13 protein-coding genes and 3 pseudogenes are annotated in these 16,353 nt (G+C 61.7%); 10 read left to right on the forward strand and 6 right to left on the reverse strand.

Going from position 1 to position 16,353, the window contains the following annotated elements; translation table 11 throughout:
* Positions 1-116: 116 nt before the first annotated feature.
* The 3 genes from BSIN_RS03070 to BSIN_RS03080 form a co-directional block, all read right to left on the reverse strand.
* On the reverse strand, positions 117-1,877 hold the full coding sequence (locus BSIN_RS03070) for an AMP-binding protein (protein WP_089339476.1): 1,761 nt from the start codon (positions 1,875-1,877) through the stop codon (positions 117-119).
* Between the two features lie 124 nt (positions 1,878-2,001).
* A complete protein-coding gene (locus BSIN_RS03075) occupies positions 2,002-2,919 on the reverse strand; it encodes a TetR/AcrR family transcriptional regulator (RefSeq protein ID WP_069234569.1) in 918 nt (305 codons plus the stop codon).
* Positions 2,920-3,134: 215 nt separating this feature from the next.
* Positions 3,135-4,355 carry an MFS transporter gene (locus BSIN_RS03080; protein WP_089339477.1) on the reverse strand — a complete coding sequence of 407 codons (1,221 nt, stop codon included), beginning with the start codon at positions 4,353-4,355 and terminating at the stop codon, positions 3,135-3,137.
* Between the two features lie 267 nt (positions 4,356-4,622).
* Here BSIN_RS03080 and BSIN_RS03085 point away from each other — a divergent pair, with 267 nt between their 5' ends.
* The 3 genes from BSIN_RS03085 (at position 4,623) to BSIN_RS03095 (ending at position 7,800) form a co-directional block, all read left to right on the forward strand.
* The gene (locus BSIN_RS03085; protein WP_089339478.1) at positions 4,623-5,228 is read left to right on the forward strand and encodes a GNAT family N-acetyltransferase; all 606 of its coding nucleotides are present in this window, start codon (positions 4,623-4,625) and stop codon (positions 5,226-5,228) included.
* A 202-nt stretch (positions 5,229-5,430) separates the two neighbouring features.
* Positions 5,431-6,057 (forward strand): ParB-like protein, encoded by a 627-nt coding sequence (locus BSIN_RS03090; protein WP_089339479.1) that lies wholly within the window; start codon positions 5,431-5,433, stop codon positions 6,055-6,057.
* Positions 6,058-6,090: 33 nt separating this feature from the next.
* On the forward strand, positions 6,091-7,800 hold the full coding sequence (locus tag BSIN_RS03095) for a SulP family inorganic anion transporter (protein WP_089339480.1): 1,710 nt from the start codon (positions 6,091-6,093) through the stop codon (positions 7,798-7,800).
* 375 nt (positions 7,801-8,175) lie between these two features.
* Here the strand turns inward: BSIN_RS03095 and BSIN_RS03100 are convergent, their stop codons facing one another.
* A complete protein-coding gene (locus BSIN_RS03100) occupies positions 8,176-9,660 on the reverse strand; it encodes an alkaline phosphatase family protein (protein ID WP_089339481.1) in 1,485 nt (494 codons plus the stop codon).
* 324 nt (positions 9,661-9,984) lie between these two features.
* Positions 9,985-10,197, reverse strand: coding sequence for a hypothetical protein (locus tag BSIN_RS25070; protein WP_143757306.1), 213 nt, complete (start codon positions 10,195-10,197; stop codon positions 9,985-9,987).
* Positions 10,198-10,482: 285 nt separating this feature from the next.
* Between BSIN_RS25070 and BSIN_RS03105 the strand changes: the two genes are divergently transcribed.
* Positions 10,483-10,878, forward strand: a complete 396-nt coding sequence (locus BSIN_RS03105; protein ID WP_305883044.1) for an ESPR-type extended signal peptide-containing protein — start codon at positions 10,483-10,485, stop codon at positions 10,876-10,878.
* A gap of 31 nt (positions 10,879-10,909) precedes the next feature.
* Here the strand turns inward: BSIN_RS03105 and BSIN_RS03110 are convergent.
* A pseudogene (locus tag BSIN_RS03110) lies at positions 10,910-11,559 on the reverse strand (IS66 family transposase).
* On the opposite strand from BSIN_RS03110, the pseudogene BSIN_RS26355 reads away from it, so the two are divergent.
* The 6 genes and pseudogenes from BSIN_RS26355 to BSIN_RS26715 all read left to right on the forward strand — a co-directional run.
* Positions 11,506-12,558 (forward strand): annotated as a pseudogene (locus BSIN_RS26355) (cell surface protein); the annotation flags it as partial. The pseudogenes BSIN_RS03110 and BSIN_RS26355 sit on opposite strands and share 54 nt — an antisense overlap.
* A 299-nt stretch (positions 12,559-12,857) precedes the next feature.
* Positions 12,858-13,064 (forward strand): CPCC family cysteine-rich protein, encoded by a 207-nt coding sequence (locus tag BSIN_RS03120; protein WP_256583558.1) that lies wholly within the window; start codon positions 12,858-12,860, stop codon positions 13,062-13,064.
* Positions 13,034-14,650 (forward strand): DUF637 domain-containing protein, encoded by a 1,617-nt coding sequence (locus BSIN_RS03125; protein ID WP_089339484.1) that lies wholly within the window; start codon positions 13,034-13,036, stop codon positions 14,648-14,650. Before BSIN_RS03120 ends, BSIN_RS03125 begins: the two co-directional genes overlap by 31 nt.
* Entirely contained in the window at positions 14,647-15,534 is an 888-nt protein-coding gene (locus BSIN_RS03130; RefSeq protein WP_089339485.1) for a PoNe immunity protein domain-containing protein, read from the forward strand. The genes BSIN_RS03125 and BSIN_RS03130 overlap by 4 nt, the downstream gene beginning before the upstream one ends.
* 9 nt (positions 15,535-15,543) lie before the next feature.
* Positions 15,544-15,879, forward strand: a complete 336-nt coding sequence (locus BSIN_RS25960) for a hypothetical protein (RefSeq protein ID WP_256583554.1) — start codon at positions 15,544-15,546, stop codon at positions 15,877-15,879.
* Positions 15,880-16,151: 272 nt separating this feature from the next.
* Positions 16,152-16,353: pseudogene (locus BSIN_RS26715) on the forward strand (ShlB/FhaC/HecB family hemolysin secretion/activation protein); the annotation flags it as partial.

The following is a 16,353-nucleotide window of genomic DNA, read 5'->3' on the forward strand; positions in this document are numbered from 1 at the left end:
CAAGCCGCTCAGAGTCCGCAGGCAGGCCTTTCGTGCCCCGAACGGCATATTGCCGGGCGAAGGTGCCGCGGCCAAAGCACGAGCGGGCGCGCGCCGTTTCCGCGTGACGGGCGCGCTCATTTGCGATCGGCCGGGCCGTTGGATGCGCGCTTGGCCAATTCCTCGTCGCGCAGCACGCGGCGCAACGTTTTGCCAACGTTGGATTGCGGCAGTTCGTTGCGGAATTCGACGAGCTTCGGCATCTTGTAGCCCGTCAGATTTTTGCGGCAATACGCGAGCACGTCGTCGGCGCTCAGCGACGCGTCGCGCGGCACGACGAATACCTTGATGAGTTCGCCGCGCGACGGGTCGGGAATGCCGATCGCCGCCGCCTCGCGGATGCCGGGATGCGCGGCCAGCACTTCCTCGATCTCGTTCGGATAGACGTTGAAGCCCGATACGAGAATCATGTCCTTCTTGCGATCGATCAGGCGGATGAAGCCCTGTTCGTCCATCACGCCGATGTCGCCCGTGGCGAGCCAGCCGTCGGCGTCGAGCACCTTCGCGGTTTCGTCCGGACGCTGCCAATAGCCGCGCATGACTTGCGGCCCTTGCACGCATAACTCGCCCGGTTCGCCGACGTTTGCCCACGTGCCGTCGTCTTTACGAAAGCGCACGAGCGTCGACGGCGCGGGCAGTCCGATCGTGCCGCTGAACGCGCGTTTTTGCTTGGCGTCGTAAAGGTTCATCGTGACGATCGGCGAGCACTCGGTGAGCCCGTAGCCTTCGACGATCGGGCAGCCGGTCACCGCCTCGAAGCGCTCGGCGACGGCGCGCTGCATGGCCATTCCGCCCGCCATCGCGAGCTTGAGTTTCGAGAAGTCGCGCCGGCGGAATTCCTCGTCGTCGAGAAATGCGTTGTACAGCGTGTTGATGCCGGTGATGCCGGTGAACGTCTCGTGACGCAGGATCTTCATCATCGTCTTCGTATCGCGCGGGTTGGCGATCAGGATGTTGCGCCCGCCCAGGCCGAGGAAGATCAGCGCGTTGACCGTCAGCGAATAGATGTGATACAGCGGCAGCGGCGTGAGCACCGTCTCGATGTCGTCCAGCAGTTGGCCCTCGACCCATGCCTTGGCTTGAAGCAGGTTCGCGATCAGGTTCGAGTGCGTGAGCATCGCGCCTTTCGCGATGCCCGTCGTGCCGCCCGTGTATTGCAAAAATGCGAGATCGTCGCGCTTGATCGCCACGGGCGCGGCGGGATGGCGCGCGCCCGCCGCAAGCGCCGCGCGCAGGCGCACGGCATTCGGCAACTGATAAGCGGGCACCAGCTTTTTGACGTACTTGAGCACGAAATTGATCAACCGCCCTTTCGGATTGAGGCCGTCGGCGAGCAGATCGCCGAGCGCGGTTATCACGATGTGCTCGATTTGGGTTTCCGGCATCGCCTCTTGCAGCGTCTTCGCGAAATTCTCGAAGACGACGATGGTTCGCGCGCCACTGTCCTTGAGCTGATGCGCAAGCTCGCGCGCCGTGTAGAGCGGATTGACGTTGACGACGATCGCGCCTGCTTTCAACGCGCCAAACAGCGTGACGGGATACTGAAACGAATTCGGCAGCATGATCGCGACGCGCTCGCCCGGCTTCACGCCGATGCTTTGCAGATACGACGCGAATGCGTCGGCCTTGCGCGCGAGCGCGGCATAGCTCAGCCGCGCGCCCGCGCTGATGTATGCGATGCGCTGCGCGTAGCGCGTCGTGCATTCGTCGAAGTACTGAACAAGGGAATCGTATTGCGTGATGTCGATTTCATGCGGCACGCCGGCGAGGTACGACGCATACCAGCGGCCGTCCGTATTGGGCGCATGGGTCGACGTGGACGCAACAGAGGCGGTCATCGCTTGTCTCCTGGGTTTTATAGTCATTGCCGCGGAATCGGCGGCGATGCGCGCGGCCGGGGCGGCCGCGCCGGCCGTGTCCGGCGCCGTCGCGCGCGCACCCTGCGCGCCGCTCGTCGCGGCGTCAGCTTGCCTGAATCTCGTGCGCGTCGGCGTCGTGGGCAACCGGCTCGACGAACGGCGTGGCCGCGGCGGCCGAGGCCGGTTCGTCGGCGCATGCGTGTGCGGGCGCCGATGTCGATGCCGGCGGCGCTTCGGTCAACGGCGCGACGATCATCGACTCGCGACTGGCCGGCGGCGGCTCGGTGGCCGCTTGCGCGGCGCTGAGCCGGCTGTTCGACGAGAGGCTCGAGAGCACCAATTCGAAGACGGCGAACTCTTCTTTGCCCGGCATCGGCGCTTTCAGCACCGCGACGATCAACGACGCCAGCCGCGCGATCATTTGCACGTCGTTCAGCGTGCGGCCTTGCGTGAATTCGTCGATCAGACTTTCGGTTTCCGTTCCCGCGAGCGCGCCGGCGAGTGCGCCGATCGCGTAATGCAGCCGCCAGCCAAGCTCGGCGCGCGGCAGATTCGGCAGCGTGCGCTGGAACGCATCGAAGAAGCGGCCGGCGACGGGCGCGTAGTGAGCGGTCAGAAAGTTGCGAACGAACGCCGACGAATCGGTGTACGCGCGGCCGATGAGCCTCAACAGCGCGCGGCCGCCGCGTTGCGGATCGCGCGACGCATGCAGTGCCGGAATGAACATCGCGCCCAGTATGTGCTCGCACGTGACATTCGCGCCGAGTTGTTCATCGAAGCGATCGAGAATGAGCAGCCGCTCGTCGTTCAGCTGATCCAGCCGCCGCGACAGCATCGCGTGGATCAATGCTTCCTTGCTGCCGAAGTGATAGTTGACTGCCGCTAGATTCACCGCCGCACGCGACGTGATTTGCCGCATCGACATTGCTTCGTAGCCATGCTCGATGAAAAGATCTTCGGCTGCATCGAGGATGCGCGCCTTCGTCCCGCCGGATTGCCGGCTGGTTTGTCGAACTGCCATGTTCCGCCTCCCTTGCCGGTTTCCCGGTACGCGAACAAGCGATTCAAATCTGTAATTGAAACAACCGTTTGCCGATAAGATAAGAAGCAGGGCGGGGAGGCGGCAAGCACTCTTTGTCGATAAAGTCCTCTAGAGTCCGGTGCGCTGTCGCACGGATCATACGCGGCGCGTCGCGCCGATGGCGTCTGCGCGATGATGCGCCGCCGCGCAAACGGCTATCTGGCCGCCGGTGCCGCGGTGGCGGCCTGCGTCATGTCGATACCGCGCCGTTCCCGGCTGAACAGGATCAGCACGGCGATCACCACGGCAACCGTACCGGCGACGGCGGCGAGCGCGAGGCCGTAGTTGTTGCCGTGATCGACGGCGAACTGTGCCTGCATCGTCGCGTTGCCGGATGCGAGCAGATTGCCGAACTGGTAGACGAAGCCGGGGAACGTCGCGCGAATTTCGTCCGGGGAAATTTCGTTCAGATGGACCGGGATCACGCCCCACGCGCCCTGCACCGAGATTTGCATCAGGAACGCGCCGGCTGCGAGCAGCAGCGGGCCACTGGAAAACGCCCATAACGGCAACACCGGCAGCGCGATCAATGCGGCGATGCAGATCGTGCGGCGGCGGCCGATTTTTTCGGATAACGATCCAAATGTCAGGCCGCCGACGATCGCGCCCACATTCAGCACGATCAGAATCCACGAAACGGTGTGCGGATCGAAATGATGCTGCTCGCGCAGGAACGTCGGATACAGATCCTGCGTGCCGTGCGAGAAGAAGTTGAACGCGGTCATCAGCACGATCGCGTAGACCGACAGCTTCCAGTTCTGCTTGAGCGTGGCGACGAGCCCTGCGCGGGGGCGTTTTTCCATCTGCCGCCAAGCCGGCGATTCGGGCACTTTTGCGCGAACGTAGAGCACCAGGAACGCGGGCAGCACGCCGACCATGAACATCCCGCGCCAGCCGATGTACTGATAGAAGAGGCCGAAGACGACCGACGCGAGCAGATAGCCGCTCGGATAGCCGGCTTGCAGCAGCCCTGAGACGAAGCCGCGCGCGTGCGTCGGGACCGTTTCCATCGTCAGCGCCGAGCCGACGCCCCATTCGCCGCCCATCGCGATGCCGAACAGTGTGCGCATCACGAGCAGCGCGGCCAGGCTCGGCGCGAAGCCGGAGGCCAGTTCGAGCAGCGAGTAGCATGCGATGTTGATCATCAGCGTCGGGCGGCGGCCGAAGCGGTCCGCGAGCCGGCCGAAGATCAGCGCGCCGACCGGGCGCGCGGCCAGCGTCAGCGTGACGGCGAACGCGACGGCGGGAATTTTCGTGTTGAATTCGGCGGCGATATCCTTCAACACGAAGACCATCAGAAAGAAGTCGAATGCGTCGAGGGTCCAGCCGAGATAGGCGGCGATCGTGACGTTGCGTTGCTCCCGGGTCCAGCTCATGGCGACAGTCTCCTCGCGAGATCGAAGCGCCGTGGCTCGTTTGCACCGCCCGGCTGGCGCCGTGCGCGGACGGTCAACCGGAGTGTACGCTGCTCGTCGCACGCTTGAGCGCTGGCTCGGAGCCGATCCGGATTAATCCCTAGGCAGCGGCCCGTGGCGAACTCCGCCGGCGCAGCCTGGGCGTTCCGTGACGGCGCGACGCGGCGATGCTAACGTGTTTGCGTCGCCATGCTTCCAGATGCTTACATTGACACAGACCTGCCATCCATGGAACCTCGCTTGCCGCTGCCGACGCTTGAAACCGAACGCCTGTGGCTGCGTCCGCGCGCGCTGACCGATCTCGACGCATGTATCGCGATGGATCGTGATCCGGACGTCACCCGCTATATCGCCGGGCCTTGGAGCGATCCTGTCGAGCATCGCCGCTTCGTCGAGCATCGGATCACGCGTGCGTATCCGCCGGGGCTCGGCTATTGGTCGATCTTCGAGAAAGCGCGGCCCGCGCAGTTCGTCGGCTGGGTGTTGCTGATTCCGGATGATTCGGCGCTCGGGCGCGATGTCGAGATCGGCTGGCGGCTCGTGCGCGCCGCCTGGGGGCGCGGGATTGCCGGCGAGGCCGCGCGGCGCGTCGTCGCGCATGCATTCGGGACGGTGCGGCTGCCGAGGATCGTCGCGGACATCGCCGCCGAAAACCACGCGTCGCTGAACGTGGCGCGCAAGCTGGGGATGCGGCGCGTGAGCATCGTGCGCGAGCCGGCGTATGCCGGCGGCGCGGCGCCCGGGCTGGCCGCGACGAGCGTCGGCGCGCCGCGCGAAGTCTCGTATGTCCGCCATCGGCTCGAGCGTGCCGATCTCGCCGTGAACGACCGCTGACGCGGCTTTTGCCGCTTGGCCTGCAGGCCCGCGCATCGCGTTCGATCATGCGGCCGCGGCGCACCGGTCGGCTGCACGCATGAGCGAATCCGGCGCGTGCTCGATGAGCGATGCGCGGATTCGCGTATCCCGTGCAATGCCGTATTAACGCGCGCGCCGATCCCATGTATCGTTGCCGAAATCGTTTTCGGGAGCAAATGTCATGACGATCAGCAAGGACACCCCACTGATTCCGGCGAAGCTCGACGCGCTGCGGCCCACGCAGCTTACGGTCGGCTATCGCGAGGTCAAGGCCAAGCGCAAGCATTGGAAGTCACTCGGCAAGAAGGCGCGCAAGGCCGCAATCGATTCGCACTGGTTTCCGGCCGTGCTCGGGCCGGGCGGCGAATATTTCATCGTCGATCACCATCACCTCGGCCTCGCGCTGATCGAGGAAGGCGTGACCGAGGTCAAGGCGATGCTGCTGAAGGATTTGTCGTGGCTCGACGAGACGATCTTCTGGCGGATGATGGAGCACAACCAGTGGGTCCATCCGTTCGGCGCGAACGGCGCGCGTCATGACTATTCGAAGCTGCCCAAATCGCTCGTCGACCTGAAGGACGATCCTTTCCGAAGCCTTGCAGGGGAGTTGCGCACGGCGGGCGGTTACGCGAAGGACGCGACGCCGTTCAGCGAATTCCTATGGGCCGACTTTCTGCGCCTGAAGATTCCGGCTGCGCAGATCCGCAGGGATTTCGCGAAGGCGCTCGAATTGGCGCTCGGCTATGCGCACACGCAGGAAGCGCGTTATTTGCCCGGCTGGTCCGGCGTGGTTGCGACGGCACGTTGACGCGCGGCGCTTTTCGATAAGCGAGACAGCAACATGGACAGCCATTCGAGCCGCCCCGACACGGCACCGCAGCAAGCCGAGCATTTCGCCGCGCTCGACGCGCCGCCCGCGCCGCGGGGTGAGCGCGCTGCGCGTGACGCGCTCGCCGGGCTGTCGATCGCGGGTTTGCTGATTCCCGAAGCGGTTGCATATGCGGGGCTCGCGAGCCTGCCGCCGCAGGCGGGGTTGATCGCGCTGCTGGTCGGGCTCGTCGTGTATGCGCTCGTCGGCAGCAGCCGCTTCGCGATCGTGTCGGCGACGTCGTCGTCGGCCGTCGTGCTTGCGGCAACCGTGGTTTCCGACGCGGGGCCGCACGCCGCGCCGCTGCTGATGGCCGCCGCGCTCGTCGCGACTACGGGCGTGATCTTCATCGCCGCGGGCGCGGCCCGCCTGGGCGGGATGTCGGACTTCATCGCACGGCCGGTGCTGCGCGGCTTTACGTTCGGCCTTGCGCTCACGATCGTCATCAAGCAATTGCCGAAGATTCTCGAGTTGCACGTCGCGCATAGCGATACGCTGCGCGTCGCGATCGATCTGCTCTCCGGGTTGCCGCATTGCAACCCTTATAGCGCGGCGCTCGGCGCGGCGGCGCTCGCGATTCTGTTCGTGCTCGGGCGGCGTTCGCGCGTGCCGGCGACGCTCGTGGTGATCGTGCTCGGCATCGCGGCAGGTTACTGGATCGACTGGCACCGCTACGGGATCGCGGTGGTCGGGACGATCGATCTGCAGAACTTCGCATTCGGATTGCCGCCGTTGAGTCGCACCGCATGGATGCAGACGGCCGAGCTGGGTGTTGCGCTGATGTTGATTCTGTACGCGGAATCGTATGGCGCGATCCGCAATTTCGCGCTGAAGCATGGCGATGCCGTGTCGCCGAACCGCGATCTCGTCGCGCTCGGCTGCGCGAACCTCGTATCGGGGCTGCTGCACGGGATGCCCGTTGGCGCAGGCTATTCGGCGACGTCGGCGAACGAGGCAGCGGGGGCGCAATCGAAAATGGCGAGCCTGATTGCGGCGGCCGTGATCGCGCTGATCGTCTGGCTGCTGCTGCCGCAGCTCGCGCGGATTCCCGAGCCGGTGCTTGCCGCGATCGTGATCTTCGCGGTCAGTCATTCGCTGCATCCGGACGTGTTCCGGCCGTATTGGATCTGGCGCCGCGACCGGCTCGTCGTGATCGCCGCGCTCGGCGCCGTGATCGTGCTCGGCGTGTTGCACGGGCTGCTTGCCGCGATCGGCGTGAGCCTGCTGTTGACGCTCAAGCAATTGTCCGAACCGAAGGTGAGCGTGCTCGGGCGGTTGCGCGACAGCCACGATTTCGTCGACGCGTCGATCCATCCGGATGCGAAACCGATGCCCGGCGTGCTGATCGTGCGGCCGGAGGCGCAACTCTTCTTTGCGAACGCCGAGCGCGTGCTGAACATGGTGCGGCAGCTTGCGCGCGGCGCTCAGCCGAGCGTGCAGACCGTGATGCTGAGCCTGGAGGAGTCGCCCGATGTCGATGGCACGACGATCGAGGCGCTGAAGACTTTTGCCGCCGAATGCGAGGCGCGCGGCTGGCGGCTCGTGTGCGTGCGCCTGAAGCCGAACGTGTTGCAGGTGTTGCAGCGCGCGGCGGATTCGGCATTGCGCGCGGATGCGTTATCGGAGCTGAGTGTCGACGAAAGCCTGCAACTGTTGGCGGCCAAGCGCGGCGCGTCTGCTTGACCGGTGCGCGGTGTGCGGCATGCAGCGTTCGCGCGGCCGGGGTCGAAGGGGCGCGGCGGCTCACGCAATGGCTCGGCGGTGGCCGGATCGATGCTCAGGAACGCGAAAGAACTGACGCTCGACAGGCAGCGCAGTCGCGCGGCCACGGCGGTGCAGGCGAGCAACGCGTCGATCAGACGAGCAGACGAGCAGGCGGGCGGCGCGCGGAAGATTCGCGGTTCCGCGCGCGCAGCGGCTGACAGCCGGCCCGCATGCGCTGGCATTGCCGCAATCCGTTTCCCGGCGCGGCTTGCCCGTACGCCCGCTTGGCAGCGCGTGCGTCGGCCAGACCGTCCGCCGCCGCTTGCCGCCCGGCGAGCCATCGCCTGGCAGCGGTCAGCGTTTTTTTCCGCGCGTGGCTTGCCGCGACCGCTCCTGCCGTCGCTGTTGTAGCCGCTGGCGGTGCTGGCTCCAGGCCGCGCCGCGATTGCGAATGAAGTCGGATAGCTCGGCACTCGACGTGAGCGGCGGGTCGGCTTGCTCGTAATGGCCTTTTTCGTTGCGCAGCGGCAGCGCCGCGATGCGCGCCGCTTGCAGTTTGTCGAGCTTCGACGGCAGCGATGCGTTCGGATGATGCAGCGACGCTACCGGCACGCTCACGCCTTGCAGCGGATCGTCGTCGGCCGCGCGCGGTTTCGCGAGCGTCAAGACGTCGCCGAGCGACGGCGCGGCTTGATCGCGCGCCGTCAGCGGCGCGGTTCCCCAGCGCTCGCTGATCGTCTTCAATACCGACGTGTGATCGATCGTGCCGGCCGCACTCCGAAACACCGTGCCGGCCTTGATGAGCGGCGACACCAGCACCGCCGGCACGCGCACGCCGAAGCGGGTGAAATCGAAGCCGAACTCGCCGATCGTGCCGTCGCCGGGCGGGGTCGCGCCCGATGGCGGCGGGACATGGTCGTAATTGCCGCCGTGCTCGTCGTAAGTGATGATGAGAAGCGTGCTCGCCCACGCGGAACTGTTGCGCAACGTGTAGTAGACGTCGTGAATGAGCTGCTCGCCCGCGGCGACGTCGTAGTTTGGATGCTGGCTGTTGCCGGTCGCGTCCCAACTCGGCTCGAGAAAGGTGAACGCCGGCAGCGTGCCGGCCGATGCGCGCGACTGGAAGTCGCGAAAGTGGCCGAAATGAGAGTCGTCCGCGTTTTGCGTATCGGGGAAGTCGTGGCGCGTGAGCGGATCGCGGTTATAGCCGAAGATCGCCCAGTCGACGTTCTTGTCCGACAGCCGTCCGAAGATGCTCGGGCACGTGAAGATTTTCACGTGATCGTCGAGGTGGCCTTGCGAGGTGCCGGCGAGCGCGAACGCGCGATTGGGCATCGTCATCGTCGGCACGGGGGCGAACCATCGGTCGCATACCGCATAGCCCTTGGCGAGCCCGGACAGCACGGGCAGCAGTTGCGGCGTATACATCCCCATGATCTGCGACGGCGTCGTGCCGGGCAGCGAATCCTTGTAGTGCTTGGCTTGGTCGGAGGCGATCGCCGATTTGAAGTTGACGACGAAGCCTTGATTGGTCGGTGTATCGCCCGGCGCCGGATCGTCGTGGGAAAAGATCTGATAGTTGGTGTTCTGGAAGCCTTCGCCGGGGTCCGCGCCGGGCATCAAATACGGATGAGGATCGGTTGCCTGGATTCGATAGACGCTCACCGGATGGCCGAGATCATCGGGATTCGATTCGTTGCCCGTCAGGCCGTCGAAAGGCTGGCCGGTGGGCGATTGGTTGCCGCTGTCGGTATACAGGAAGCCAAGCATGTGATCGAACGATCGGTTCTCCAGCATCAGATAGACGATGTGGTCGATTTTCTTGAGTTGATTGGCCACGGGAACTCCAGTCGGAATGCGCTCGCCAAGTACGCAGCGTTCGGGATGGGGGCTTCCCGGCAGCGTCGCCGGGCCTCGGATGTTGGATGTCGCTGTGCTGACTTTATATGCGGGCGCGGTGCAACATCAAATAAACATTGGGCGCGCGGCTTGCGATTCGATGACAAAACGCCATCGGTTTGGTTCGAGCTTGTCGAGAGCGGCTCGGATATGGGCGGTGACGGAGAATATTCGTTGATGGAATTGAATGGTGCGTGCGGCGAATCACTTATACGCATTCATAGATTCGCCGCGCATGATAGAGCGACCTCTGTACTAACTTGCTCAAGCAAATTTTTCAAAGAAAAAATGCTGAAACGGATGAATATGCGTGTGCTTGGTAGTCCATCCGAAGCGTGACGACGCAATACACATCACGTTGTCTTCGATATTCTCGGTGGCTGCCACGCGCGTTTTTCTCCTTCGGATTCGGATAATGGTCATGGTGTGCGAAAAGGTGGCGGGGCGATTCGCCACGGCTTTTTGCGGCACGAGCATGCCGGGCGGTTGGCGTGGTGATGAGCCAGTGACGCAGGACCTGTTAAATATAGCAGGTTCAAATATCCCATATGGCAATGGCGAATATCGTGTCAGGGCAACATCTTCGCACAGACTCTCAACGCGCTCGCATGCCTGGCAAGCCCTTCGGCATAGGCAACAAAAAGCCGTCAGATGGCTTATCAATTCCTGACATTTGATTTTTTCGAGATTTGGTAAGTTCTGGCGCATAACAAACCGAGCGCGCGGGGTTGCGCGAGAGCCAATGAATAGAAGACTTATCGCCTGGTGTATTCCAGGCTCCGGGGGATGGTGGTGGCGGTCGAAGAGACGGCCACCGCCGAGGGCAAATCCGCATCGGGCGAGAGCGGCGTGCGTCGCCGTCGTGGTGGCGCGGCGGGCAGCGTGTGGCTGGCGGCGGCCGCCGCCGCATCGGCCGCGGCGGTGCCGATCGCCACACACGCGCAGATCGTGCCGACGCCGGGCGGTGCGACGCAGGTGATCCAAACGCCGAACGGCCTGCCGCAAGTCAATATCGCCCGGCCATCGGACGCGGGCGTGTCGGTGAACACCTACACCAAGTTCGACGTGCAAAAGGCCGTGGCCATCGTGAACAATTCGGCCGGCATGGTCCAAACCCAGCAAGCGGGGTGGATCGTAAGCACTCGATCAGCACCGTAGCGTAGGTCATCGACGACGGGGAGTCGCGATGCTATCGGATGGGCACGACGTGAGCAGTAGACGGCAGCGACAGAGCCACGTTCCACGGCAGCAGTTTGTCGATGCGGTTGATCGGATGGTCAGCAATACGCTCGAGCACGTAGGCGAGATATGCCTCGGGATCGAGGCCATTCAGGCGTGCCGTGCCGTCTTGTAGAGCGCGCCGAGCCGGTGCAGCGCTTCCTTCGCTACCGCATTGGGGCGGACGGCATGTAGATCATGGATCTTTCGGCGAGCGTGGGCCGTGCAAGCAGCTTCCTGGATGGTGCCGGCGCGATACAGCTCGGCATAGCCGGCAAACGCATCGGCCTGCAGCACGCCGGCGAAGTCTGCAAGATGCTGCTGGGGATGCTCGCCCCGTCGATCGGGCGTGTAGGCGAACCAGACCGCCGCCGGCTCATCGGAGGCACTCGGCCGGTCATCACGCACGTGGACCCACAGACGTCCTGTCTTTGTGCGACCGTTGCCGGGCGCCAGCACTGGCAACGGCGTGTCGTCAGCATGAACCTTGCCTCCGGCCAGCGCGTAGCGGCGCATGGTGTTGACCAGCGGTGCGAGCAACGCTGTGGTGCTTCCCATCCAATATCGGTCGCGCCGCCGGTGGTGATGAGCGCGTCGGGCGACGCGAGTTCGACGACGCAGAGCGGCGTGAGCGGCGGTGCGATCACGATTACCGATGGCGCGAAGCAACAGCAGGTGACGGGGCAGACGGCGGCCGAAACGGTTGCGAATATCAATCGGGATGCGTCGAATACGGGCGGTGCGCTCGCGCCGATCTTTGATAAGGACAAGATTCAGGCTGGGTTCGGGATTACGAGCCAGTTCATCAATCAGGTCGGGACGTTTGTCGACAACCGAGCGAAGGAAGCGGATGCGGCAGCAAAGATGGTGAACGACCCGAGCCTAACGCCTGAGCAGCGGTCGGCGGCGCAACAGCAGGCGAATCAGCTCAATGCCGAATGGGGTCCGGGCGGCAGCTATCGTCAGGTGCTGACGGCGCTGAGCGTGGCGGCCGGAGGCAACGTGACAGGTGGCATGGGGCAGTTTGCGCAGAGCGCGACGGTGGCGTATCTGCAGGAACTTGGCACGAACCAGGTCAAGCAGATTGCGGATAGTCTTGGCAGCGATACGTCGCGTGCTGCGCTGCACGCGATCATGGGTTGTGCGGGTGCTGGCGCGAGCGGTCAGAGCTGCGGCGCGGGCGCGATGGGCGCGGCGGTGAGTTCGGTGTTGGGTAGCCTGCTGGGTCCGACAGGCGGCATGTCGGCGGAGGATAAGCAGGCCCGCGAGAATCTGGTGACGAGCCTGGTTGCAGGCGTAGCATCGATGTCAGGGGCGAACGCGGCTACCGTGACCGGGGCAGGACAGATCGAGGCGGAAAATAATCAGCTTGCGGTACCGATGGCATCGCCACCGCCGTGGTTGGCCGGGTTCAAGTTGCCAGGCTATACGGGCCAGAGCCGGGGTAAAGACGATGGCATCATTGCGGACCCGGCCACCGAACTCGCTACGGGCATGAAGGCGGGACCGCTGGTGACGCCGCTTCCGGATGCTGGGAAGATTGGCGACTGGATTACTGCGATCATTCCGGATCAGGTCAAGAATCTGGTGGATTACGTCTTTACGATGGTGGGTGGAGACGGCGGGAACAGCACGTTTTGGTCTTCAACAAAAGATAAGACACCCGTTGAAAATGCCTACGGCCATTCAACCAAGCACGGTGGCGAGTTCCCGGAGTATCAGAACTCGGTGCAGTATGTTCAGGCCGCCCAAAATTTCGTGAACAATCCTCCCGAGGGGACGCTGACGAAGACGCGACCGAATGGCGATACGTTGTATTACGATCCGGTGACGAACACGTTTGCGTCAAAAACCAAAGATGGCGCGCCAAAGACGATGTTCAAACCGGCGGCTGGAATGGACTATTGGAATAAACAATGATGCAAGAGAAAGAAAGTCGCTTACCCTGCCCATGCTGCGAGAGCCCGACAATTGGTGTCCGAGGCGATTATGAAATCTGCCCTGTGTGTGGCTGGGAAGATGATCCAGTGCAATCGGGTGATCCCACATTTGCAGGAGGTGCCAATCGAAGTAGCCTGAATGAGGCTCGCAAGCATTGGCAGACAACGAAAACCAAGGCGCATTAAAAGATAAACCCAACCGCCTCAAGGAAGCTAATACGAGGCAGCAGGCGGCAAAGAACCCGAACCTGACGACTGAGCAACGCTTGCAAGCGCAGCAACAAGCGGATCAACTGACGGCCGAATGGGGGCCGGGCGGATCGTATCGTCAGGTGTTGTCGGCGTTGACGGCTGCGGCGGCCGGCAACGTGACGGGCGGCGCGGGGCAGTTCGCGCAGGCTGGGGTGGTGAATTATCTGCAACAGCAAGGCGCGTCGTATATCGGCAAGCTGGTCGAGAATGGCACGATTACTGAAGGCAGTCCGTTGCACGCGGCGATGCACGCGATCGTTGCATGCGCCGGGGCGTCGGCGAGCGGTCAGAATTGCGGTGCGGGGGCGATGGGGGCGGCGGCGTCGAGTCTGCTGACGAATCTGTTTGCGTCACCGGACCCGAACATGACCGAGCAGGAGAAGGAAGCGAAGCAGAACCTGATTGCGTCGATCGTGGCGGGTGTGGCGACGGAAACGGGCGTGGGCGGTGCATCCGGTGCGGCAGCGGCGACGAATGGCGCGACGGCGGCGGCGCAGAACAATTGGTTGGCGACTGAACAGAAGGTGCAGGCGCAGAAGGAATGGGACGCGTGTAAGGGTAACGTTGTCTGCCAGTTGCAGACGGCCGGGAAATGGACTGCGGTTAGCGGAAAGCAGGACATCTTGACCGCCAACGGCTTTATCATGGGTGTCAGCCAAGGATTAGGCAACGATGTCGTTGGACTTGCCCAGTTCATGATGCATCCGGTCGATGGTATCAACGCGTTGAGTGCGTTGATTTCTCGGCCGGAAATGCGCGCGCAGCTCGGCGATCAGTTGTATGCATCCCTGAACACTCAGATTTCTGAGATAAAGACTGCCTTGGCGGTTGGCGGCGATACAAATGCGGAACTGCTGGGGCGAAATATCGGCGGTCTCGTTTATCAAATTGGTGGTATTGCAACTGGCGTGTACGGGGCGGGCAAGGCCGCAATCACGCTCGGTAGGGCAGGTATCGATCTGACGGCGCAAACGCTTGCAAAGTTGGCGGACAAATCGGGGGAATTCGGGACGCTGACGAATCTCAAGAGCTTGTTTGGTCCGAACGGTCAGCCCCTGATGAATTTCAACTCATTGACGAGCGCGCAGAAGGGTGTTGTTGGCGAAGTGTTGGGCGGTGCGACGATGAAGCAGATCGCGCCCGATGCGGAACGGATTGGGCGGCTTCCGGCTGTTGGTGAACAAGGCATAGATGATTTGTACAAGGTTAGCAAACCTGGTGTTGATTACGTAATCGTCGAGTACAAGTTCGGCACGTCAAAGCTTGGTAAGACCGCCGACGGCCTGCAAATGAGCGACGATTGGCTGAACGGGGTTAACACTGGCTCCAGTCGCATAAGACAAGCTGTTAATGGCGACTTGAATGCGGCCGCAAGTATCCAAGATGCTCTTGATTCAGGCCGAGTCGAAAAGTGGCTTGTTCATACAGATCCATATGGAAATGTAACGGTAGGAATCCTTGATAAGAATGGTAAAATTGTCGTTCAACCTAATTCAAATGTTTTTGGATCGTTGCGATGAATAGAGATTCTCTGATTTCCACTTCAGACTGGAGTAAGTGGATTGATTATTCTCATGACAGAATTAAGCAAATGCTTGAGCGGTGCAAGGAACCCCCTGGCGATCCGAAATATCGACCGCAGTATCTATTCGAATTGGCCGTGAATCACTGGGAGTTGATGTTTCGACGTTATTCGCGCGGGGATTCCGTTGGCGAATTGTCATCATATTTCCCCGGGCTTCTGGATGCGTGGGAAATGTCAATTATGTTGGGCGAGAATATATTCACTTCCGAGCAAAAAGAGGTGCGGCGAAGCTGGGTTTTAAACTTCGACTTTTATATCATAAGTTTTTGGCTTGTAGGATTCGCATTGACGCTAGAAATACCAGACGATCAATGGCAACGTTTGATCAGGCTGATTGGTAACGAAGGCGAAGATATTCTGCTCGATCGTGTCATTGCTAGTCGCGATCTTGATCGTAAAATTGGCACGGAGCTACGACATCCAAAGCCGTACAAGCGCTTGCTTGATGCCATCGATGCACCACCTGACGATCAGGCCGAGAAACTGCGGTTATTTGTGGAAAACTGGTATCGCGAACTCGACCGTCCGTCCAAAAAAGGTGGCGTACCGGCAATATACGATCGGCCATACTGGTACGATTTCGATGAGTTCATTGAGGGCGGTGCGTACTTCGGATTCTGGTGTATTGAAGCGGCAGCCGCCGTCAAGGCATTCAATCTTGAAGATAGTCTGTGCGTCGGTCTAAAGCACTATCCATGGGACCTTGTTCACGGAGATCAGGCAAGCATGAATGTAGAGTACTCACTCGATGATTCGTCGGTTGGTAAATTATCTTCGCCGCCAAAGCGGGGTTTATTTGGACGACTATTTCGGAAATAGATAAATGAAATGGGAGTGATAGGTTTTCATGGTGGCCACACCATTTATGAACTCGGCCCAGTGCCTGACGTGGTGCTGTTCTTCAGTTGCCTCGTGCGATATGTCGAGCAGGATCATCCAGAACAAGACTGGAGTCTGCTCACGGATCGCCTGTATCGACGCTACCTTCGCAGAGATGAGTTAGAGCCTGCATTGATGCTAATGGCGAAGGCTCGAGAAATCTTCGCTCAAAAACATGCGGCATCGTTTGTTGAGTGGGACCCAGCCATGCTCGCGAACTCGGAAAAGAGTTGGCTGAATCCAGAACAACCGACATTGGCGGATGTATTTAGAGAATTTTTTTGAAAATTTCTTTGATGCGTGTAAATCCGCGATTTCGTTTTTTGAGGTCTTCAATATTTACCAACCTGTTCGCGTAGTGATTTCTGACCTTCCTGGCTTTGCGCGGGACAAAAACAAACCACTTGCCAAGTATGACGGTCTTGAAGGTGAGCCGTTCTGGCTCCGATAAATGGGGCAATAACTCAACCCGTTGTATAAGCAATGTGCGGTTACGGCCAGCGTCCTGTTCTGACTGGCTCCATTTCGCGGTCCTCAACCACGCTTCTAAAAAAAACATGAAAACTATTCGCCGGGGGAATTCTGCTGCGGCAGCACTGCTGCTTATCGCGACCAGTGTATCTGCGCAAGAAGCATCGCGCCTGATCATTCCGGGCAACGACCAGCAAATCAGACAGCAGGAAGAAGCGCGCGAGCGCGAACGAGCAATCTCCGCGCCCGGAGTGCGCTCGGGCGTGACGGCGAGCGCCGCGTATCCAG

The organism is Burkholderia singularis (assembly GCF_900176645.1).
Classification (GTDB): Bacteria; Pseudomonadota; Gammaproteobacteria; order Burkholderiales; family Burkholderiaceae; genus Burkholderia; species Burkholderia singularis.

Bases quoted from the DNA above. Each gene is read 5' to 3' on its own strand.
- BSIN_RS03070 (WP_089339476.1), bottom strand. From the start codon at position 1,877: ATGACCGCCTCTGTTGCGTCCACGTCGACCCATGCGCCCAATACGGAC.
- BSIN_RS25070 (WP_143757306.1), bottom strand. From the start codon at position 10,197: ATGCTCGTGCCGCAAAAAGCCGTGGCGAATCGCCCCGCCACCTTTTCG.
- BSIN_RS03085 (WP_089339478.1), top strand. From the start codon at position 4,623: ATGGAACCTCGCTTGCCGCTGCCGACGCTTGAAACCGAACGCCTGTGG.
- BSIN_RS25960 (WP_256583554.1), top strand. From the start codon at position 15,544: ATGGGAGTGATAGGTTTTCATGGTGGCCACACCATTTATGAACTCGGC.
- BSIN_RS03120 (WP_256583558.1), top strand. From the start codon at position 12,858: ATGCAAGAGAAAGAAAGTCGCTTACCCTGCCCATGCTGCGAGAGCCCG.
- BSIN_RS03095 (WP_089339480.1), top strand. From the start codon at position 6,091: ATGGACAGCCATTCGAGCCGCCCCGACACGGCACCGCAGCAAGCCGAG.
- BSIN_RS03090 (WP_089339479.1), top strand. From the start codon at position 5,431: ATGACGATCAGCAAGGACACCCCACTGATTCCGGCGAAGCTCGACGCG.
- BSIN_RS03130 (WP_089339485.1), top strand. From the start codon at position 14,647: ATGAATAGAGATTCTCTGATTTCCACTTCAGACTGGAGTAAGTGGATT.
- BSIN_RS03080 (WP_089339477.1), bottom strand. From the start codon at position 4,355: ATGAGCTGGACCCGGGAGCAACGCAACGTCACGATCGCCGCCTATCTC.
- BSIN_RS03075 (WP_069234569.1), bottom strand. From the start codon at position 2,919: ATGGCAGTTCGACAAACCAGCCGGCAATCCGGCGGGACGAAGGCGCGC.